The 20,169-nt window shown below is 42.5% G+C and carries 20 protein-coding genes; 14 read left to right on the plus strand and 6 right to left on the minus strand.

From position 1 onward, the window contains the following. The first annotated feature begins 140 nt into the window (after nt 1-140). The 8 genes from nrdR (at nt 141) to pgpA (ending at nt 6,267) form a co-directional block, all read left to right on the plus strand. Entirely contained in the window at nt 141-590 is a 450-nt protein-coding gene (gene nrdR, locus AACW90_RS13695) for a transcriptional regulator NrdR (protein WP_195702437.1), read from the plus strand. Next, nucleotides 590-1,738 carry a bifunctional diaminohydroxyphosphoribosylaminopyrimidine deaminase/5-amino-6-(5-phosphoribosylamino)uracil reductase RibD gene (ribD, locus tag AACW90_RS13700; protein ID WP_390235376.1) on the plus strand — a complete coding sequence of 383 codons (1,149 nt, stop codon included), beginning with the start codon at nt 590-592 and terminating at the stop codon, nt 1,736-1,738. Before nrdR ends, ribD begins: the two co-directional genes overlap by 1 nt. A 7-nt stretch (nt 1,739-1,745) precedes the next feature. Further along, on the plus strand, nt 1,746-2,399 hold the full coding sequence (locus tag AACW90_RS13705) for a riboflavin synthase (RefSeq protein WP_390235378.1): 654 nt from the start codon (nt 1,746-1,748) through the stop codon (nt 2,397-2,399). A gap of 39 nt (nt 2,400-2,438) precedes the next feature. Further along, a complete protein-coding gene (gene ribBA / locus AACW90_RS13710; protein WP_195702439.1) occupies nt 2,439-3,551 on the plus strand; it encodes a bifunctional 3,4-dihydroxy-2-butanone-4-phosphate synthase/GTP cyclohydrolase II in 1,113 nt (370 codons plus the stop codon). A gap of 203 nt (nt 3,552-3,754) precedes the next feature. Continuing rightward, the gene (ribH, locus tag AACW90_RS13715) at nt 3,755-4,225 is read left to right on the plus strand and encodes a 6,7-dimethyl-8-ribityllumazine synthase (RefSeq protein WP_284191148.1); all 471 of its coding nucleotides are present in this window, start codon (nt 3,755-3,757) and stop codon (nt 4,223-4,225) included. Next, entirely contained in the window at nt 4,225-4,692 is a 468-nt protein-coding gene (gene nusB, locus AACW90_RS13720; RefSeq protein ID WP_390235382.1) for a transcription antitermination factor NusB, read from the plus strand. The genes ribH and nusB overlap by 1 nt, the downstream gene beginning before the upstream one ends. Nucleotides 4,693-4,792: 100 nt before the next feature. Next, complete coding sequence (thiL, locus tag AACW90_RS13725) at nt 4,793-5,767, plus strand: thiamine-phosphate kinase (protein ID WP_390235385.1); 975 nt, start codon at nt 4,793-4,795, stop codon at nt 5,765-5,767. Next, nucleotides 5,764-6,267: a phosphatidylglycerophosphatase A gene (pgpA, locus tag AACW90_RS13730; RefSeq protein ID WP_390235387.1), complete on the plus strand. Its 504-nt coding sequence runs from the start codon at nt 5,764-5,766 to the stop codon at nt 6,265-6,267. The genes thiL and pgpA overlap by 4 nt, the downstream gene beginning before the upstream one ends. Nucleotides 6,268-6,332: 65 nt before the next feature. Here pgpA and dxs read toward each other — a convergent pair whose 3' ends face one another. Genes dxs through xseB form a run of 3 tightly spaced genes read right to left on the minus strand, consistent with a single transcriptional unit; the run spans nt 6,333 to nt 9,387 of the window. Next, the gene (gene dxs / locus AACW90_RS13735; RefSeq protein ID WP_390235389.1) at nt 6,333-8,225 is read right to left on the minus strand and encodes a 1-deoxy-D-xylulose-5-phosphate synthase; all 1,893 of its coding nucleotides are present in this window, start codon (nt 8,223-8,225) and stop codon (nt 6,333-6,335) included. Between the two features lie 22 nt (nt 8,226-8,247). Beyond that, nucleotides 8,248-9,132 carry a (2E,6E)-farnesyl diphosphate synthase gene (gene ispA, locus AACW90_RS13740; protein WP_390235391.1) on the minus strand — a complete coding sequence of 295 codons (885 nt, stop codon included), beginning with the start codon at nt 9,130-9,132 and terminating at the stop codon, nt 8,248-8,250. 3 nt (nt 9,133-9,135) lie between these two features. Beyond that, nucleotides 9,136-9,387 carry an exodeoxyribonuclease VII small subunit gene (xseB, locus tag AACW90_RS13745; protein WP_390235393.1) on the minus strand — a complete coding sequence of 84 codons (252 nt, stop codon included), beginning with the start codon at nt 9,385-9,387 and terminating at the stop codon, nt 9,136-9,138. Between the two features lie 409 nt (nt 9,388-9,796). On the opposite strand from xseB, the gene pomA reads away from it, so the two are divergent. Both pomA and AACW90_RS13755 read left to right on the plus strand, forming a co-directional pair. Then, nucleotides 9,797-10,561, plus strand: a complete 765-nt coding sequence (gene pomA / locus AACW90_RS13750; protein ID WP_390235395.1) for a flagellar motor protein PomA — start codon at nt 9,797-9,799, stop codon at nt 10,559-10,561. A 12-nt stretch (nt 10,562-10,573) separates the two neighbouring features. After that, nucleotides 10,574-11,551, plus strand: coding sequence for a flagellar motor protein MotB (locus AACW90_RS13755; RefSeq protein ID WP_390235398.1), 978 nt, complete (start codon nt 10,574-10,576; stop codon nt 11,549-11,551). An 8-nt stretch (nt 11,552-11,559) separates the two neighbouring features. Here AACW90_RS13755 and AACW90_RS13760 read toward each other — a convergent pair whose 3' ends face one another. From AACW90_RS13760 to AACW90_RS13770, 3 genes are all read right to left on the minus strand, one after another. Next, on the minus strand, nt 11,560-12,246 hold the full coding sequence (locus AACW90_RS13760) for a response regulator (RefSeq protein ID WP_390235401.1): 687 nt from the start codon (nt 12,244-12,246) through the stop codon (nt 11,560-11,562). Further along, the gene (locus AACW90_RS13765; RefSeq protein WP_390235403.1) at nt 12,236-13,840 is read right to left on the minus strand and encodes an ATP-binding protein; all 1,605 of its coding nucleotides are present in this window, start codon (nt 13,838-13,840) and stop codon (nt 12,236-12,238) included. Before AACW90_RS13765 ends, AACW90_RS13760 begins: the two co-directional genes overlap by 11 nt. A 278-nt stretch (nt 13,841-14,118) precedes the next feature. Next, nucleotides 14,119-15,447 (minus strand): anaerobic C4-dicarboxylate transporter, encoded by a 1,329-nt coding sequence (locus AACW90_RS13770; RefSeq protein WP_390235641.1) that lies wholly within the window; start codon nt 15,445-15,447, stop codon nt 14,119-14,121. Between the two features lie 449 nt (nt 15,448-15,896). Here AACW90_RS13770 and thiI point away from each other — a divergent pair, with 449 nt between their 5' ends. The 4 genes from thiI to rlmM all read left to right on the plus strand — a co-directional run bounded on the left by thiI (nt 15,897) and on the right by rlmM (nt 20,136). Continuing rightward, entirely contained in the window at nt 15,897-17,345 is a 1,449-nt protein-coding gene (thiI, locus tag AACW90_RS13775) for a tRNA uracil 4-sulfurtransferase ThiI (protein WP_390235405.1), read from the plus strand. Between the two features lie 373 nt (nt 17,346-17,718). Then, nucleotides 17,719-18,630 carry a transcriptional regulator GcvA gene (locus AACW90_RS13780; protein WP_347998152.1) on the plus strand — a complete coding sequence of 304 codons (912 nt, stop codon included), beginning with the start codon at nt 17,719-17,721 and terminating at the stop codon, nt 18,628-18,630. Next, entirely contained in the window at nt 18,620-19,048 is a 429-nt protein-coding gene (locus AACW90_RS13785; protein WP_390235643.1) for a DUF423 domain-containing protein, read from the plus strand. Before AACW90_RS13780 ends, AACW90_RS13785 begins: the two co-directional genes overlap by 11 nt. Further along, the gene (gene rlmM, locus AACW90_RS13790; RefSeq protein ID WP_390235408.1) at nt 19,045-20,136 is read left to right on the plus strand and encodes a 23S rRNA (cytidine(2498)-2'-O)-methyltransferase RlmM; all 1,092 of its coding nucleotides are present in this window, start codon (nt 19,045-19,047) and stop codon (nt 20,134-20,136) included. The genes AACW90_RS13785 and rlmM overlap by 4 nt, the downstream gene beginning before the upstream one ends. Nucleotides 20,137-20,169 lie beyond the last annotated feature (33 nt).

Below are 20,169 nucleotides of genomic sequence, written 5' to 3' on the forward strand. Positions count from 1 at the left end.
GCGTTGTTTAAAATAAACAATGAGTAAAACAGGGGCTCTATCACAGAGCCTCTTTGTGTTTCTCTCGCCACTATTTTTTAATTCCGTTAAACTAGACCCTAACGAGATACTGAATAGTTTAACTACATTCTGGAGGTGGTATGCATTGCCCGTTTTGTTCTGAAAATGACACCAAAGTTATCGACTCTAGGTTGGTGGCAGATGGCCATCAGGTTCGTCGCCGTCGCCAGTGTTTAGCCTGCAAAGAACGATTTACGACATTTGAAGGCGCTGAGTTAGTGATGCCTAAAGTCATTAAGTCTAATGGCAATCGCGAACCATTCAATGAAGATAAAATGGTTGGTGGTATACAGCGAGCGTTAGAAAAACGCCCCGTTAGCGCCGATTCTATAGAACTAGCAATTAGCAATATCAAATCTAAACTCCGAGCAACTGGCGAGCGTGAAGTACCAAGCAAAATGATCGGTAATTTCGTGATGGAACAGCTTAGAGAATTAGACAAGGTTGCCTATATTCGTTTTGCTTCGGTATATAGAAGCTTTGAAGACATCAGAGAGTTTGGTGAAGAAATTGCTAGGCTCGAAGATTAATGCCCAGTCAACGTTCTATTATAGACACATCATTTAGCCTTTTTGATTATCAGATGATGTCTCGTGCTATCGAGTTAGCTAAGAAAGGTTTGTATACCACAGCTCCCAACCCTAACGTTGGTTGCGTGATTGTACTTGACGGCGAAATCGTCGGTGAAGGCTTTCATTATAAAGCTGGAGAGCCGCATGCTGAAGTGTTTGCGCTTCGAGAAGCACAGGATAAAGCACAGGGCGCTACGGCTTATGTGACTTTGGAGCCGTGTTCTCACTATGGTCGTACGCCACCTTGTGCCGAAGCACTGGTAAAAGCGAAGGTCGCGAAAGTTATCTGTGCAATGCAAGACCCAAACCCGCAGGTCGCAGGTCGAGGCATTAAGATCCTACAGGACGCTGGTATTGAGGTTCAGGTTGGGCTATTAGAAGCTGACTCAATGGCACTTAACCCTGCTTTTATCAAACAGATGCAAACAGGAATGCCATTTGTACAGCTTAAACTAGCGGCAAGTTTGGATGGAAAAACGGCACTAAAAAACGGTGTTAGTCAATGGATAACGTCACCTGAAGCAAGGAAGGATGTTCAATCATATAGAGCGAAAGCGGGGGCCGTGTTGTCAACAAGTAAAACCGTGATCGATGACAACGCTTCTCTGAATGTTCGTTGGGATGACCTACCTAAAGCGATTCAAAATACTTACCCTCAAGAAGATCTACGTCAACCCATAAGAGTGATATTGGACAGAGGCTTAGCACTTACAAAAAGTCTCAAATTATTTCAGAGCGATGGTGAAATAGTCCAGATTTTGGCTTGTGATTCAGGGTCTAGTTTAGACTCAAACGGTTTGTCCGTTGTTCTCAAAGAGGCACAGCTAGACCTCGAAATGGTATTGAAGCAGTTGAATAAACAACATCAAGTTAACCATATTTGGGTGGAAGCAGGGGCGACCTTAGCGGCAAGTTTTATTAAGCAGAATCTTGTCGATGAGCTTATTATCTATTTAGCCCCTAAATTGATGGGAACCGACGGGCGTGGGCTGATTAATATGCTAGGTTTAGAAAGCATGGAACAGGCCATCAATCTGGATATCAAAGACATTCGTATGGTTGGGTCAGATATTCGAGTTATTGCAACAATCAAACAGGAAAGTTAAAAAAGTCATGTTTACAGGAATTATTGAGGCAGTAGGAAAGCTAAGCGCTATTACTGCCAAAGGCGAAGATATCTCCATTACAGTTGATACTGGTAAATTGGATATGTCTGACGTGAAACTCGGCGACAGTGTTGCGACCAACGGTGTCTGTTTAACCGTTGTTGCTTTTGGTTCGCGCAGTTATACCGCCGATCTCTCATTGGAAACCTTGAATCTGACAGGTTTTACCCAATATAAAGTGGGAGACAAAGTGAACTTAGAAAAGGCAATGTTACCAACGACGCGATTTGGTGGACATATTGTCTCTGGCCATGTGGATGGTGTAGGGTCGATTGTTGAACGAAATCAAGTGGGTAGAGCGATAGAGTTTTGGGTGGAAATACCAAGCGATATTACTAAATACGTTGCCTATAAAGGCTCAATTACCATTGATGGTATTAGCTTGACGGTGAACGAGTTGAGAAAAAATGCCTTTAAATTAACCATTGTTCCTCATACTTCTGAAGAGACGACAATGGATGATTTTCAAGTGGGTAGAAAAGTAAACTTGGAAGTCGATGTATTAGCAAGATATATGGAACGGTTACTTCAGGGAAGCTCTGAGCAGCAACCTGAATCCAAAATTACGATGGAATTTTTACAACAAAATGGTTTTGCTTAAATCCATTTTTTGTATGGGAAATTAGATAGGACGACGACAATGCCAATTAGTACGCCAAAAGAAATTATCGAAGATATCCGTTTAGGAAAAATGGTTATCCTTATGGATGACGAGGATCGTGAAAATGAAGGCGATATTATTATCGCAGCTGAACATATCACACCTGAAGCTATCAACTTTATGGCGACACATGGTCGCGGCCTCATCTGTTTAACCATGACAAAAGATCGATGCGTTAACCTTGGTCTTGCTCCAATGGTGCAAGATAACAACGCTCAGTATACGACGAATTTCACAGTTTCTATTGAAGCTGCAGAAGGGGTGACCACCGGAATTTCAGCGTCTGATCGCGCAGTGACTGTACTTGCTGCGGTAGGGAAAGACGCGAAAGCGGCTGACCTTGTACAGCCGGGGCATATATTCCCACTGACGGCGCAAGACGGTGGCGTATTGACTCGCGCTGGTCATACAGAAGCGGGTTGCGATTTAGCACGTTTAGCGGGTCTTGAACCTTCATCGGTCATTGTCGAGATTCTTAATGAAGATGGCAGCATGGCTCGCCGTCCTGACTTGGAAATTTTCTCAGAAAAACATGATATCAAGGTAGGCACTATTGCTGACCTTATCGAGTATCGAAACAATACCGAAACGACGATTGAACGCGTTGCGGAATGTAAGCTCCCAACCGAGTTTGGTGATTTTGATTTGGTGACATATCGCGACACGATTGATAATGAAATTCACTATGCACTGCGCAAAGGTTCGGTTAGCGCCAATGAAGCATGTTTAGTTCGTGTTCATTTGCATGATGTGTTTACGGATCTACTTCGTTCAAATAGAAATGCAGATCGTAGTTGGACATTAGACACCGCGATGAAACGTATCGGTGATGAGGGTGGTATTTTAGTTATTTTGGGCCATGAAGAGTCTAGCGATCTACTTGTTCACCGCGTGAAAATGTTTGAGCAACAAGATAAAGGTCAAGCACCCACTATGGCTAAAAAGCAGGGTACGTCTCGTCGTGTTGGTATCGGCTCGCAGATTCTTGCTGATATGGGTGTGAGTAAAATGAAATTATTATCTTCGACGGATAAACGCTACCACGCTCTTGGTGGTTTTGGTTTAGAAGTGGTTGAGTACGTGACAGAATAATTTTTATTTATTCGTCATACCTGAAGTTGCAGTTACGTTAACAGCGTTGATTCACCCCAATCACTTAGCACATCTAAGTTCATAGGGATTCATTCGTTTGTTGTCTCGTGGCAACTTCAATTGTTTTGGGTATAGATATTGCTCACAAAATTGTGCTAGAATCCGGCGATTCTTACTGGATGAATATAGTTGAAGGAAGGCTTATGAAAGTGATCGAGGGCGGTTTCCCAGCTCCAAATGCAAAAATTGCTATTGTTATTTCTCGTTTTAATAGCTTTATAAATGAAAGTTTACTTTCTGGTGCTATCGATACTTTAAAGCGTCACGGACAAGTGTCAGATGATAACATTACTGTTGTTCGCTGCCCTGGTGCCGTTGAATTACCTCTCGTTGCTCAACGCGTAGCGAAGACAGGGAAATTTGATGCTATCGTATCTTTGGGTACGGTTATTCGTGGTGGTACACCTCACTTCGATTATGTTTGTAGTGAATGTAACAAAGGTCTTGCACAAGTTTCTCTGGAGTACAGTCTTCCAGTAGCATTCGGTGTGTTAACCGTAGATACCATCGATCAGGCTATTGAGCGCGCGGGAACCAAGGCTGGTAATAAAGGTGCAGAGGCTGCACTAAGCGCACTTGAGATGATCAACGTTCTTTCAGAAATCGATTCCTAATGGGGGCAAGTGTGAAACCAGCCGCACGTCGTAATGCACGTCAATTTGCTTTACAAGCAATATATTCTTGGCAAATATCGAAAGATAATGTTGCCACAATTGAAGAACAATTTTTATCTGGTGGTAAGTATGATGAAGAAGAGCATCATGCTGCTGAACCTGCATTGGTTGCGCCAGAAACAGACGTTGCTTACTTTCGTGACTTATTGTCAGGTGTTGTACAAAATCACACTAAGTTAGATAGCAAACTACGCCCTTACTTATCTCGTCCTATGCAAGATTTGGATATGATGGAGTTAGCGCTTTTACGTCTTGCTATGTATGAAATGACTCAACGCGCAGATGTACCATATAAAGTGGTTATCAACGAAGCAATTGAGTTGGCTAAAGTATTTGCTGCCGAAGACAGTCATAAGTTTGTCAACGGTGTGTTGGATAAAGCCGCACCGCACGTACGTAAAAAATAAAAATTGAATAGATAAAAAGGTCGGCTTTGCTGGCCTTTTTTGTTTCTATTCAACAAGCCCTAGGCCATGAGTCAAACTAGAGAATCGAGAGTCGCTAAAAATGTCCGGTGAATTTAGTTTAATAGAAAAATATTTTTCCAATCGTCAGACCCAACGTAAAGATGTTCAAATCTCGCTTGGCGATGATTGTGCGGTTGTTCGATCGCCAGATAATGTTCGTATTGCAATAAGTACGGATACCTTAGTTGCTGGTACTCACTTTCTCCCAGATGCAAACCCAGCTTGGGTTGCCCATAAAGCGTTGGCCTCGAATCTAAGTGATTTGGCCGCAATGGGAGCAACACCCGCTTGGGTTTCATTGGCGTTAACTCTCCCAGAACAAGATGAATCTTGGTTAGCCCCTTTTTGTGATGCATTCTTTGAATTAGCAGACTATTTCGGTGTTCAACTGATCGGTGGTGATACAACCAAAGGGCCTTTGAGCATAACCCTAACGGTTCAAGGGTTTGTGCCTGAGAACCGAGTTCTTTGCCGCACTGGTGCTCATGTTGGTGATTGGCTTTACGTGACCGGGGAGTTGGGCGACAGTAAAGCAGGGCTTGACGTTATTTTAGGCAACGAAGATCGAAGCAAGCCGTTCGCTGATAAACTAGAACGTCACCATTACATTGCTACACCAAGGATATTAGCCGGACAAGCGCTGATTAATATTGCGTCAAGTTGCATTGATATTTCTGATGGTTTAATTTCAGACGTTCAACATATACTTAGATGCTCACATGTAGGGGCGATGATTGATATCAGTGCGCTGCCGCTTTCAAGTGAGTTACTGGACTTTTGCGTTGACAGGGAAAAAGCACAAAGGTTTGCCCTGACGAGTGGTGAAGAGTATGAGCTTTGCTTTACGGTGCCAGAAGAGCATAAAGGTAGCTTAGAGAGCGCGTTGGCTCATATTGGTACCAAGGTTACCTGTATCGGTCAGATCCGCCCTGAAGGAATATTTGACCTTATTAGAGACGGCAAGAGAGTAGACTGGCAGCTTAGTGGTTATGACCATTTTAAGGACGCAGAATGACAAATCCGTTAGACAGAATATCTTTGGCGAATCCTTGGCATCTACTTGCCACTGGATTTGGTAGTGGGTTATCACCGATTATTCCTGGTACGATGGGAACATTGGCGGCCATTCCATTCTATTTTTTATTGGTTCAGTTGCCTTTACCTCTTTATATCATTCTGGTCGTTATTTCCTGTTTCATTGGGGTAAAGATATGCCAAATTACGTCGGACGATATGGGCACACACGATCATGGCTCAATTGTTTGGGATGAATTTTCGGGCTTTTGGATCACCATGAGCTTTGTGCCTATGATGAACCTTCCCGTAACTGATTGGAAATGGCTGGCGACAGGGTTTGTGCTATTTCGCTTTTTTGATATGGTAAAACCGTGGCCGATTGGCTGGCTCGATAAGCGTGTACACGGAGGCTTTGGCATTATGATTGATGATATTGTTGCCGGTGTCATGGCTTGGATTGCTTTGTTCTTGGTTGGAACCTACGCCGGTTGGATTTAGGCGATAAAATAAAAGTGTTAAGTAATAGAAAAGCGAGGTAATGGTATTGCCTCGCTTTTCTATTCTTACTTCGCGATATATTCTTGAATTTTAGCTTCAATGCCTGTTGCATCCAAACCGAGTTCGATATGCAGCTCTTCCTGTGTACCTTGAGCGATGAACTTATCAGGCAAGCCGATGTTGAGTACCGGTTTGATGAGCTTTTGTTGCATCATAAATTCAACGACACCAGCACCAGCACCGCCGGCAATTGCGTTCTCTTCTACCGTTACGATGATATCGTGGCGGCGAACTAATTCTTTGATGAGTGCCTCATCTAATGGTTTAACAAAGCGCATATCCGCAACAGTAGCATCGATATTTTCAGCTGCGATAACGGCACTCTCTAGCATGGTACCAAAGCTTAAGATCGCCACCTTCAGTTCGTTAGAGGCCGCTTTTTTCGGGCTGTTTTCTCGGATAATAAGCCCTTTGCCTATCTCTATTGCTGTCATCGTGTGCTCTAGCGGCTCACCTATACTTGTCCCTCTAGGATAGCGTACAGCGCTTGGGCCCTGATGTTTGTGCCCAGTATATAGCATTTGACGGCACTCGTTTTCGTTACTCGGTGCCATGATAACTAGATTTGGAATGCAGCGCATAAAGCTGAGGTCAAATGCACCTTGGTGAGTCTGACCATCAGCACCGACTATACCTGCACGATCTATCGCAAACATGACAGGCAAGTTCATAATAGCCACATCATGGATCAACTGATCGTAACCACGCTGTAAGAAGGTAGAATAGATAGCGACAATAGGGTTGTAGCCAGCGATAGCCATTCCTGTTGCTAAGGTGATTGAATGTTGCTCTGCAATAGCGACATCAAAATATTGCTTAGGGTACGTTTTAGAAAAACGAACCATGCCTGAACCTTCACGCATCGCGGGTGTGATTGCCATGAGTTTTGGATCTTGTGCGGCCATGTCACAAAGGAAGTCACCAAATATTTTAGAGAAGCTTGGCTTGGTGCCGTTGCTTTTCGGTAAGCTGGTTTCCGCGGGATTAAATTTAGGGACGCCATGGTATCCGATAGGATCTTTTTCAGCAGGCTCGTAACCTTTGCCTTTCTTCGTCATAATATGCAGGAACTGTGGGCCTTTTAACCCACGCATGTTCTTTAGTGTCTTAACTAACTCGTTAACATCGTGGCCATCAACAGGACCGATATAGTTAAAACCTAGTTCTTCAAACATGGTTCCCGGAACAACCATGCCTTTAAGGTGTTCTTCAGTTTTTCGAACCAGCTCTTTGATTGGTGGCATACCAGAGAGTACTTTTTTGCCCCCTTCTCTAATAGAGGTGTATAGGCTACCGGAAAGAACCTGAGCAAGATGATTGTTAAGCGCTCCAACATTCTCCGATATTGACATCTCGTTGTCGTTCAATATAACCAACATATCCGAATGGATATCCCCAGCATGATTCATCGCTTCAAATGCTATGCCTGCTGTAATGGCACCATCACCAATAACACTGACTATTTTTCTCTCTTTCCCTTCTTTTTCGGCACAAATAGCCATGCCTAAAGCGGCACTTATGGAGGTTGATGAGTGTCCAACGGAAAGTGTGTCGTATTTGCTCTCTTCTCTCCAAGGGAATGGATGAAGACCATCTTTTTGACGAATGGTCGGGAGTTTCTCACGACGGCCCGTTAAAATTTTATGAGGGTAAGCCTGATGGCCAACATCCCAAATGAGCTGGTCGAATGGTGTGTTGTAAACATAATGCAGTGCAACGGTTAATTCAACGGTGCCTAAGCCAGACGCTAAATGCCCACTTGATTGGCTTACAGAATTTAATAAATACGTACGCAATTCGTCACAAAGTTTTGGTAAAATTTCCTTTGGAAGGGTACGTAGTTCTTCAGGCGTATCAGCAAGAACCAATGTAGGATATTTCGAAATATCAAGAGTCATAAAATATTCAGCGCTTATAATGTTAGTTTTTGCGCTCGACAACGTATCGGGCGAACTCTTCGAGTAACTGCGTATTGTAAGGGATTGCATCCAATGCATGAAGTGCTTCTTGCAAAAGAGTTTGTGCTTTTTGCTGAGCACCTTCTAATCCAAGTAAAGATGGATAGGTGGCTTTATTCAAGTTTTGATCCGAACCTTGCGGTTTCCCAAGGGTTTCCGTATCACTAACAATATCCAATATATCGTCTTGAACCTGAAAGGCCAAGCCAATCGCGTCTGCATATTTGTCTAGCAAAGGAAGGATAGATTGTCCTTTTTCTCCAGCTGCCAAAGCGCCAAGTTGGATGGCGCACTTTAATAACGCACCAGTTTTATTTGTATGAACAGCTTCGAGCTCTTTAAGTGATACGTTTCTGTTCTCAGCATAGAGATCGAGTGCTTGTCCAACACACATCCCTTGCGCACCAGACGCTTTCGCTAGCGCTTGTATCATTGATACCCGCTTTGTCTCACCAGAATCTGAGAGATGTCCTTCTGCGAGGATAGTAAATGCCAGTGTTTGAAGAGAGTCACCAGTAAGAATGGCGGTCGCTTCATCAAATTCGATATGACAGGTAGCGTGTCCACGCCTAAGTTCATCATCGTCCATTGCAGGCAGGTCATCATGAATCAAAGAGTAGGCATGTATACATTCTATCGCAGAAGCAGGCGTGTCGAGTTCGTCCAGCGAACAGCCGAGCATTTCACCCGTGACATAAACCAGAAATGGTCTTGCCCTTTTTCCACCCAGTAGTAACCCATAACGCATCGCTTGGACAAGAGGTAGCGCTTGATAGTCCAGCTTATCTAACCATGAGTCTAACTGAGCTTGGTTGCGTTCTTGATAGAATGGTAATGATGCCAACATGGATTAATCTTCTCTTGAATGCTCATTTTTAAAATCGGACAGCGGTGCATTGTCATCTTTTTCTAATAAGATAGAGACTCGTTGTTCTGCCTGAGTAAGCTTGGTTTGGCCTTCACGGGCTAACGAGATACCGCGTTCAAAGTGCTTCAATGAATCTTCTAGAGCAAGATCGCCGCCTTCAAGCTGTTCTACAATGGAATCGAGCTCTTCTAGCGTTGCTTCGAAGGTCATATTTTCAGGTTTTTTTGTGGCCATGATCTGTCTGCTTTTATTGAGGTGAACGAAACTTACTCTAGAGTGGATTGATGGTCAATTGGAACGATCACAAGTGACAAACTTTTCTCACATACTGTAAACATTATCTCGCGTCCGGCGAATATAATCCATACCCAGTTTGGTATAAGTTAATTTCACGGTCTAAAGAGTAAAGGTAACGTTGGGTTTATAGCTTATCTACGATTAAACCAAGCGAAACTGCGTGTTTATTTGTTGAATTAAGAAGACTTACTTGGAAATTTTCTATGCAGGGCTTATCCTGAGAACGATTCGGATTTTGCAAATATTGATATTTTTCAAACAAATCATTAAAAGATCGCGACTAGTGGCCGATAGAATGACTATCCCATGTTGATTGCATTGAACAATTTAGCATAAGAGGTGCTTAGTGGATTTAGCAACATTAATAGGTCTGATCGGAGGATTCGCCTTCGTGATAATGGCAATGGTGCTTGGTGGCAGCATTGGCATGTTTGTCGATACCGTCTCGATCTTGATCGTTGTCGGGGGCTCGACTTGCGTAGTTTTAATGAAATTTACCATGGGCCAATTTTTTAGTGCTTTTAAGATTGCCGGTAAAGCGTTCATCTTCAAGACGGATGATCCTGAAGAACTGATCGCCAAAGTTGTTGAGATGGCAGACGCCGCGCGTAAAGGTGGATTTCTTGCGCTTGAAGAGATGGAAATTACCAGCAGTTTTATGCAAAAAGGTATTGATTTGCTTGTTGATGGTCACGACGCAGAAGTGGTGAGAGCGGCAATGCAAAAGGATATAGCCTTAACCGATGAGCGTCATGTTCAAGGTAGTTCTGCATTCCGAGCCTATGGTGATGTGGCCCCCGCAATGGGCATGATAGGTACATTGGTTGGGTTGGTTGCTATGCTTTCAAACATGGATGACCCTAAATCGATTGGTCCTGCGATGGCGGTTGCGCTCTTAACAACACTATACGGTGCTGTGTTAGCTAACATGGTGTTCTTCCCTATTGCCGATAAACTTTCTTTACGCCGAGAGCAAGAAAAATTGAATCGCCGCCTTATTATGGATGGTGTACTCGCCATTCAAGATGGTCAAAACCCTCGCGTTATTGATAGTTATCTGAAGAACTATCTCAACGAGAAGAGACGTGTTCTAGACATCGATAACGAGTAAGGAAGCGGAACAATGGATGAAGAAGATGATTGCAAATGTCCGCCCCCCGGCGCACCTTTATGGTTGGCAACCTTCTCAGATTTGATGTCACTTCTGATGTGTTTCTTCGTACTTCTACTCTCGTTTTCCGAGATGGATGTACTGAAATTCAAACAAATTGCTGGCTCTATGAAGTTTGCATTCGGTGTGCAAAACCGATTGGAAGTAAAAGATATACCTAAAGGTACAAGTGTTATCGCGCTAGAGTTTAGGCCGGGTAGACCAGAGCCTACGCCTATCGATGTTATAATGCAGCAAACCATTGATATCACTCAGTCTAGTCTCAACTTCCATGAAGGGGAGTCAGCAAGGGCGGGTGGTAAAAATAGAGAAGCGGGTGAACAGACGGGTGGTCAGTCGCCAGAAACGTCGACAAAGATGAATCAAAACACCCAATCGGAATCAGAACAAGAGCAAGATCAGCAATCGCAATCTGATGCGCAAGCGCAAGCAGAAGCGATGGCGCAAGAAACCGACGCACTAGAAGAGACCATTAAGAAGGCACTCGAGCGTGAAATTGACCAAGGCGCCATTGAAGTTGAAAACCTCGGTCAGGAAATTGTCATTCGAATTCGAGAGAAAGGGGCTTTTCCTGGAGGATCGGCGTTCTTACAACCGAAATTCAGACCATTGGTAAGGCAAATAGCAGATCTCGTGAAAGATGTTCCGGGAATTGTTCGCGTTTCAGGGCATACGGATGATCAAATTTTAGAGTCAGAATTATATCGTTCAAACTGGGACTTATCGTCACAACGTGCAGTGTCAGTCGCACATGAGATGGAAAAAGTGGCAGGCTTCGACCATGCAAGATTGAGAGTTCGGGGTATGGCGGATACTGAGCCACTAAATGGAAACGCGACATCCGCACAGAGGGCTAAAAATCGACGAGTTGAAATCGGCATATTGCAAGGTAAACCGCAGTATAGCGATGAGGTAAGTGTTGGTCAGTAGTGGCTGATTTATCTCTCTACAACTTGATATAAACGACGAGGCCTACCGCCGGTATTGTAATTCAACACTAGGCGGATCAGGCCTTCTGATTCCAAAAACTCCAGATAGCGTCGAGCCGTAACACGGCTCACATTCATTCGTTTACCGATATCCTCTGCTGAAAAATCAATCATTGCTTCTCCGTGAAGAATTGTTTTGAGAGAGTTCAACGTCGTGATATCGATACCTTTAGGGGTTATACGCAGCTTTTTTTCCGGCATTTTTCGTAGTATCTGATCTATCTCACCTTGGTCAACAGTTGTTCTTTGAGATAACTGTTGTTTGAATTGTTTATAGTCGGTTAACGTTTGGTGGACTCGAGACATTCGAATGGGTTTGACGAGATAGTCGATAACACCGAGTTGAACGACTTTTTCAACGGTTGCGGTTTCTCTTTCTGCTGTTGTCATTACAAAGTCGCATTGTGCCTTTTTTTCGCGTAGCTGGCGTATGACGTCAATACCGTTGCCATCAGGCAATGAAATGTCTACAAAGATAAGCATTGGTTTGTACAATTCAAATTGTAATAGAGCTTCTGCGCAGGTTTCGCTGACCGCAACCACGTTAAACTCCGGGAGTTGATTGATGGTGGACTCAAGTGTGTAGCTTGCCCTAACATCGTCTTCGAGAATCATTACGGTGTATTTAATTGTCATTTTCTACATCACTCTTATCCAAGTAAATACTGAAAAGTGTGGTCTGTTTATCGGTTCGTTCCCAATCAATACTTCCATGAAAGTAATCAATAAGTTGCTTGACTAAATACAGACCAATTCCACTATGCTCATCATCGTGTTTGGAGCTCACACCAAATTCGAGAATATGCTCCGATATCTTATCGGGCACACCCGCGCCGCTATCCTGAACCTCAAGGATAATGTGGCTACTGCGGTCACTTAGGTACACAGAGACTTCAGGGTTAACATTGTTTCTATTTTGCCATGATGCCAGTAATGCATTGTCGATCAGGTTACCGATAATAGTAACGAGTTTCTCCGATGCGTTTTTTTCGTAATTCGATAGATTACTGTCCACATCGATGGTGTATTTTACACCAATCTCTGATGCCTTATTAAATTTTGCGAGCAATATACTTGCTACGGCACTGTCTGTAATCGACATCACAATGTTGCGGAGAACGGATTGATAGCGATCCGTCTCTTGTTGAATAAAATCAATGGTCTCATCGTACTTACCGGTTTGTAGCATGCCTGATATTACATTGAGTTTATTGGAGTATTCATGTGTCTTGCTTCGCAATATTTCTGAGTAATTCTTTAGGTAATTGACCTCACGTTCTAGTTCGTCATGGCTGAGGTTTGCAAAAAAGACGATGGCGTGACCGAGTAGACCCTTCGAAGTGTTAATAGGATAAATGTTGGCACGATATTTCAATTTTCCAATCATAAATTCGCCCTGATGAAACATACTTTGCTTTGAAAGTACAAGGTGACTTAATGAAGAAGAATAATGAGCTAAGGAGTGGTTAATATAGTCGTATCTATTCGATGCCCCCATGGAAAGCATTTTAATGGCACTGTTGTTTATGGTGGTGATATTCATATTGCTATCGACAGCGATAATCGCATCTCGAATACTGTCAAACACCATCTCATGTTCGTGAAATTTGTTGACTATAAATTCCGGTTCATAGTCTAGAAAGGTTCGTTTTATCTTAAATACAAAGGCAAAAATGGCCGCGATTCCCAACAGGTAAACACTCCCTACTATTAGGCCTATATCACTAAACTTCTTCAGAAGAATACTCGAGGTTTTTACTGATAAATAGCCAATGCAAATAGCGCCTATGACTTCGCCATTAAGACGAACAGGGGAAAAGTTGCGAATGGCTTCCCCCAGAGAACCGGATGCAACACTACTGTATTCTTTACCACTCTCCAGAGCAGGATAGATATCATCTCCAATAAAGTGTTTGCCAATCTTGTCTGGAGTAGGGTGGCTTAACCGCATTGCGTTTCTATCTACGACAACGATGTAGGAGGCATCCGTGCTTTTTCTTATGTCTTCAATGTAGTCTTGCAGTTCATATGTTTGATTTTTATTTTTTGCATCGACAGCATTAATGACGACCGGGTTATGGGCAAGCACGCGAGCGAGTTCTAACCCTCTTGCTTGAAAACCTTCTTGATGAGAAGTTTGCAGTAATAGCAAAATAGCCGTTGTCACGATAATAACAATAAAGGAGGACGTGGCGATTGTTGTTAAGGCTAGGTAACTCTTCAGTTTCATAATGATGACTCAATTTACGGATAGCGACTTCAATAAATATCATTTGATGACGAAATATGAGTATAGCGAGCTTTATGATTGATCTGATATGTGTTGAATCAGTAAATGTGCATCTCTGTACATTTATGCTGCCTTTCTCAGGCTGAATTGCCAATTTATTACGTTGGTGTTGTTGATGTTGTTGGTGTTTTTTTGTTTGTGATTTAAAAGTTAAAAAGCCATTCATTTTTAATGAATGGCTTTTTAACTCAGTATACTCAGAGGTTAAATATAACCCATTAGGTGAGGAATACTTGTCCTAGTAAATAACCCACTATACATGCAGACACGACCCCGATTATACCGACAGACATGAATGAGTGGTTAAAGTACCACTTACCAATTTTAGTCGTGCCTGATGAATCGAAATTCACTGTGGCGATATCGGATGGGTAATTAGGTATAAAGAAGTAGCCATATATTGCTGGCATAATACCAATGAGCAGTGCAGGGTCTAACCCTAGACCAATACCAACGGGTAGCATCATACGCGCAGTTGCCGCTTGAGAGTTAACCACAACGGAAACAATAAATAGAGCAAATGCGAATGACCAAGGGTAATCCGTAACCATTCCAATGATGCCGTCTTTAAACTGTGGTAACGCGTACTTAAAGTACGTATCAGACATCCAGGCAATACCGAAAATAGCGATTGCGGCGACCATACCGGACTTAAATACCACGCCTTCAGGCACTTTACGAGGATCGGTTTTGGTTGCTAATAAAATAACGCCACCAAAAGCAAGCATCATCATTTGAATGATTACTGACATTTTGATCGGCTTTTCACCCTCAACAATAGTCCTAAGTTCTGGAAGCATTGCGACAGCGACAATGGTCAACAAAGCGGTAATAAAGATAAGAACTGAGTTGCGAGCAGATGCAGGAAGAACTTCATCTAGTGTCGTTGATGTTGTTTTAAGAATTTTATCGCGCCAAACCGGATCTTTTAGGCGACGTTGATATTCTGGATCGTCATTTAGTTCTTTACCACGGCGTACACTATACAACGCCATCAAGAACGTACCCGCAAGTGTTGAAGGTACCGTGACCATGAGAATAGAAACCAATGTAATATCCGCTTGAATATTAGAGAGCTGTGCAAGGTAATAGACCACTGCCGCAGAAATTGGTGAAGCTGATATCGCGATCTGCGATGCTACTGAGGCCGCCGCCATAGGTCGTTCAGGTCGAATGCCATTTTTAAGAGCAACATCACCAATGATCGGCATAATTGAATATACTGCGTGTCCCGTACCTAACATAAAAGTCATGGTATAAGTAACAAAAGGGGCGATAAGAGTGACATTTTTCGGGTTCTTACGCAGTATTCTTTCCGCGACTTGAAGCATAAATTTCAATCCGCCAGCAGCTTCAAGAATGGATGCACAGGTCACTACAGCAAGAATGATTAACATAACGGTGACTGGTGGAGATGTAGGTGGCATTCGGAAAATAAACACTTCCACAACCAATCCAATACCAGAGACGACCCCTAGCCCAATGCCACCATAGCGTGAGCCCATATAGAGCATCAGCAATAGAAACAAAAACTCAAGATATAACATCATTTATCCTTATTTTAAATTGTGTTTTATATAAATTCGCCCTAACTCTTCCTTTGTTTGCTTGAGAGAAAAACTAGTAAAATTCATATGGTTATTTTTTATTAATACAGTTTATCAATTGATCAAAGAAGGAAATCAGTGTCGCGAGTTATTGTAACTAATTGCACCTTTTGTAACTTTTGTAAGTAGGTATGTAGTTGTTATCGCTTGCTCCTGGTGATTCTAACTCATGGTGCTTAAAAAGTTGCCGTAGCTGAGTCCTTGGTTCTTTGGCTCTTGGGGCTTTTATTTTCTTAATTTTTTCGTGAATTCGTGTATAGTGTTGCGCCTTGGTTTTATAGCTTTGTGCTTGTCTACGTTTGTGATTTGGCTGCATGGTTACAGGGCGATCCACATACTAACGAACCATCAAAATACGAGTGATCCATCCATCTATTAGTGAACTACTTATGAAATTTATTGTAAAGCCCCATCCAGAGATTTTTGTTAAGAGTGAATCAGTGCGTAAGCGTTTTACTCGTATTTTGGAATGTAACCTTCGAATTATTATCCAACGTAGAACAAAATCTGTTGCTGTATTCAATCGTCGTGATCACATTGAAGTGACAGCTAATAGTGATGAGTATTTCCAAGAAGTTTTAACGATTCTTACCCATACACCGGGTATCCATCATGTATTGGAAGTTCAGCAGTCTGAATTTACTGATATGCATGATATCTATGAAAAGGTGTTGAAATTAAGCGGTAAGTTAATCGAAAACAAGACATTTGTTGTTCGTGCGAAACGTCGTGGTAAACATGAATTTACGTCAGTCGCTCTGGAGCAATATGTCGGTGGCGGTTTAAATCAAGCGGTTGAAAGTGCAAAAGTTAAGCTTAGAAACCCTGATGTGACGGTTAATATCGAAGTAGAGCACGAAAAGCTAAATCAAGTTATTGCTAGATACAAAGGGCTCGGTGGTTTTCCTCTAGGCACACAAGAAGACGTATTGAGCTTGATTTCAGGTGGTTTTGATTCTGGTGTCTCTAGTTATCTGCATATAAAACGTGGTTCAAAAACGCATTACTGCTTTTTCAATTTAGGCGGTCCAGCCCACGAGATCGGCGTGAAGCAAGTGTCGCACTTTTTGTGGAACAAATATGGCTCATCAGCCAAAGTTAAGTTTATCTCGGTCGATTTTGAACCTGTCGTGGCGGAAATCTTAGAGAAAGTTGATGATGGCCAAATGGGTGTTGTCCTAAAACGTATGTTTATGCGTGCAGGTGGCATGCTGGCAGAAAAATTTGGTATTCAAGCTCTGATTACAGGTGAAGCATTAGGGCAGGTTTCAAGCCAGACATTGACGAATTTACGTCATATTGACGGCGTTACCGATACGCTAATACTCAGACCACTAATCAACTGGGACAAAGAAGATATTATCGATTTGGCTCGTGTTATTGGCACCGAAGATTTTGCTAAGGTAATGCCTGAGTATTGTGGCGTTATTTCGAAAAAACCAACGATAAAAGCGATTAAAGAAAAGCTAGAGAAAGAAGAAGAAAACTTCGATTTTTCTATCTTAGATGATGTGGTTTATAACGCTCGTATGATGGATATCCGTGATATTGAGAAAGAGAGCCAAGCGAAGGTGCCAGACGTTGAAATGGTTGCTAATGTGGACGGAAATGCCATTGTATTGGATATCCGCAGCCCTGATGAAACCGAGGACAATTCGCTCGTCATTGATGATGTAGAGGTTAAGCATTTACCTTTCTATAAGTTAGCGACCAAGTTTGGTGACTTAGATCAGTCTAAGAGTTACCTGCTTTATTGTGATCGTGGTGTGATGAGTCGTTTGCAAGCGCTTTACTTGAAAGAGCAAGGCTTTGATAACGTGAAGGTGTACAGACCTTAGCGTGTTTGTAATAAGCTACCTGTAAGTGTAGAAAAGCCAGCATCTATTTGTTGGTTTTTTTTTGCTTAAAATATTCAAAAAAAAAGCACTGCCATAGAGACAGTGCAAAAATAAATACTTTGACAGACAGGTCAAATTAATACAGAAAGATTGGTTTGCATCAATTTGATTGATGGAAACCTAGGTAAGTTATACCCAACTCGAATTCGAGATTTGCAAACACAACAGTGCAACGAATAACCAATTGGTAAGAAACCAAGCCGTTCAGGCTATCATTGCGGGATGAAATATAGAATTTCTCTAGCCGTCAGGCAATCGACATTTTATAATGCTTCAGATAATAAAAACTAATGCATAGAAACTAAGGTCTAGAATGTCTAGAAGATTACCTCCGCTAAACTCTTTAAAGGTTTTTGAAGCGGCTGCACGACATCTAAGTTTTACTCGTGCCGCAGAAGAATTATTTGTTACGCAGGCAGCGGTAAGCCATCAAATTAAATCGATCGAAGAGTTTCTTGGCCTGAAATTATTCAGGCGTAGAAACCGTTCTTTATTGCTAACGGAAGAAGGGCAAAGTTATTTCCTTGATATTAAGGATATCTTTAGTGCCATTGCAGAAGCGACAGACAAAGTACTGGAGAGAAGTGAGAAAGGCGCGCTTACGATTAGCCTGCCTCCGAGTTTTGCTATTCAGTGGTTGGTTCCTCGTCTAGCCGATTTTAATCAGCAAGAGCCTGATATCGACGTTCGCATCAAAGCCGTGGATTCAGATGACAATTTTTTAACCGATGATGTTGATGTCGCTATCTACTATGGACGAGGTAGCTGGCCCGGATTAAGAATAGACAAACTATATCAGGAATTTTTGATCCCACTATGCTCACCCAGTTTATTGATGTCGACCAAATCACTTACCGGTTTAACGGATTTAAAAAATCACACGTTATTGCATGATACGTCGAGAAAAGAGTGGAAGCAGTTTGTGAGAAATAATGCAATAGAAGGGGTTAATGTCAACCATGGCCCAATCTTTAGCCATTCGACGATGGTACTGCAAGCCGCTATTCATGGTCAGGGTGTTGCGCTTGGAAACAATGTGTTGGCTCAACCAGAATTAGATGCAGGTAGATTGGTTTCCCCATTTGATGAAGTCTTGCTTAGCAAGAATGCGTTTTATGTCGTTTGTCATGAAAGTCAGGCGGATACCGGACGTATTGCAACATTTAGAGACTGGATGATAGCGAAGGCGGCGAGTGAACAAGAGGCGCTTTATGATGGCAAATGAGGCAATCAAATTGAACCACAGGCGATCGGCTAAATTACTGGTTATTTCCGGTGTTTCAGGCTTCATTTTTGTTGCTCTGGGAGCGTTTGCTGCCCATAGTCTACAGTCTATGTTATCGGACTATTTCATTGCCGTATTTAAGACGGGCGTGCAATATCAAGCGCTACATACCTTAGCAGTTATGGCGTGCGCCATATTATTAAGGTTTAATTCTAACGAAAAAGTACAAAAAGGGCTTTTCAGAGCGGCAATTTGCTTTATTATCGGCATCCTTTGTTTTAGCGGCAGTCTTTATGGGCTCGCGCTGACAGGGATGAAATGGTTTGGTCCTATTACTCCAATAGGTGGGGTAATGTTTCTGATTGGCTGGGTTTTCTTTGTGTACTCAGCATTACATATAAATGAGGTTGCTCAGTGAAACAAGTGATGCTTTATTGCCGTTCTGGTTTTGAAAAAGAGTGTGCAGGTGAGATTCAGGATAAGGCTAATCAACTAGAAATTTTTGGTTTTCCTCGCGTGAAGAAAAACGAAGGTTATGTTCTATTTGAGTGTTACCAAGAGGGCGATGCTGAAAATCTGATCAAAAAAATAGACTTTCAGACCCTGATATTCGCACGTCAAATGTTTGCTGTTGCAACGGAGTTTCAAGCACTACCAAGTGATGATCGAATTTCGCCGATATTGACCACATTAGATGGTATTGACGCTTTTCCTACCTGTGGCGACATCCGCATAGAAACACCGGATACAAATGAAGCCAAAGAGTTGCTTAAATTTTGTCGTAAATTCACGGTTCCTCTTCGTCAAGCGATGAGAGGGAAAGGCCTGCTATACAAAAAAGAGAATACCAAAAAGCCGATGTTACATATCTGCTTTGTGGCACCGGGGCACTGTTTTCTTGGTTATTCATATCCAGATAATAGTTCAGCCTTTTTTATGGGCATTCCTAGACTTAAATTCCCATCGGATGCGCCGAGTCGGTCAACCTTAAAGTTGGAAGAGGCGTTCCACGTATTTATTCCAAGAGATGAATGGGATACGCGGTTAGCGCCGGGAATGTGGGCGGTTGATCTTGGTGCTTGTCCAGGAGGGTGGACGTATCAATTGGTCAAACGATCTATGTTTGTTCACGCTATCGATAATGGCATGATGGCAGATAGCCTGATGGATACAGGGCAGGTTAAACATCACATGGTAGATGGCTTTAAGTTTGAACCACAAAAGAAAAATGTGACATGGCTTGTGTGCGATATGATAGAGAAGCCCTCTCGCGTTGCTCAGTTGATGGGAGAGTGGATCATTCGTGGTTTAGCGAAAGAGGCGATATTCAACCTTAAGTTGCCTATGAAGGGCCGTTATGATGAAGTTTTAGGAGATATTGAGAACTTGAAGCAATTTCTAGAAGAACATGAGGTCAAATATCGACTTCAGGCGAAACATTTATATCATGATAGAGAAGAGATCACGGTTCATATTCAATGTTTGTCGAATATTTCACCGAGATAGCTAGGGTCTGTTGCTTGGTTCATTCTGAACTGA

Origin of the sequence: Vibrio frigidus (genome assembly GCF_042465995.1) — a bacterium.
Classification (GTDB): domain Bacteria; phylum Pseudomonadota; class Gammaproteobacteria; order Enterobacterales; family Vibrionaceae; genus Vibrio.

Coding starts and splice junctions, on each gene's coding strand:
- xseB (WP_390235393.1), bottom strand. CDS start 9,387: ATGGCCACAAAAAAACCTGAAAATATGACCTTCGAAGCAACGCTAGAA.
- nusB (WP_390235382.1), top strand. CDS start 4,225: ATGGGGGCAAGTGTGAAACCAGCCGCACGTCGTAATGCACGTCAATTT.
- dxs (WP_390235389.1), bottom strand. CDS start 8,225: ATGACTCTTGATATTTCGAAATATCCTACATTGGTTCTTGCTGATACG.
- ribH (WP_284191148.1), top strand. CDS start 3,755: ATGAAAGTGATCGAGGGCGGTTTCCCAGCTCCAAATGCAAAAATTGCT.
- AACW90_RS13770 (WP_390235641.1), bottom strand. CDS start 15,447: ATGTTATATCTTGAGTTTTTGTTTCTATTGCTGATGCTCTATATGGGC.
- nrdR (WP_195702437.1), top strand. CDS start 141: ATGCATTGCCCGTTTTGTTCTGAAAATGACACCAAAGTTATCGACTCT.
- ispA (WP_390235391.1), bottom strand. CDS start 9,132: ATGTTGGCATCATTACCATTCTATCAAGAACGCAACCAAGCTCAGTTA.
- AACW90_RS13755 (WP_390235398.1), top strand. CDS start 10,574: ATGGATGAAGAAGATGATTGCAAATGTCCGCCCCCCGGCGCACCTTTA.
- AACW90_RS13760 (WP_390235401.1), bottom strand. CDS start 12,246: ATGACAATTAAATACACCGTAATGATTCTCGAAGACGATGTTAGGGCA.
- AACW90_RS13765 (WP_390235403.1), bottom strand. CDS start 13,840: ATGAAACTGAAGAGTTACCTAGCCTTAACAACAATCGCCACGTCCTCC.
- pgpA (WP_390235387.1), top strand. CDS start 5,764: ATGACAAATCCGTTAGACAGAATATCTTTGGCGAATCCTTGGCATCTA.
- ribD (WP_390235376.1), top strand. CDS start 590: ATGCCCAGTCAACGTTCTATTATAGACACATCATTTAGCCTTTTTGAT.
- thiL (WP_390235385.1), top strand. CDS start 4,793: ATGTCCGGTGAATTTAGTTTAATAGAAAAATATTTTTCCAATCGTCAG.
- thiI (WP_390235405.1), top strand. CDS start 15,897: ATGAAATTTATTGTAAAGCCCCATCCAGAGATTTTTGTTAAGAGTGAA.
- AACW90_RS13780 (WP_347998152.1), top strand. CDS start 17,719: ATGTCTAGAAGATTACCTCCGCTAAACTCTTTAAAGGTTTTTGAAGCG.
- AACW90_RS13705 (WP_390235378.1), top strand. CDS start 1,746: ATGTTTACAGGAATTATTGAGGCAGTAGGAAAGCTAAGCGCTATTACT.
- AACW90_RS13785 (WP_390235643.1), top strand. CDS start 18,620: ATGGCAAATGAGGCAATCAAATTGAACCACAGGCGATCGGCTAAATTA.
- ribBA (WP_195702439.1), top strand. CDS start 2,439: ATGCCAATTAGTACGCCAAAAGAAATTATCGAAGATATCCGTTTAGGA.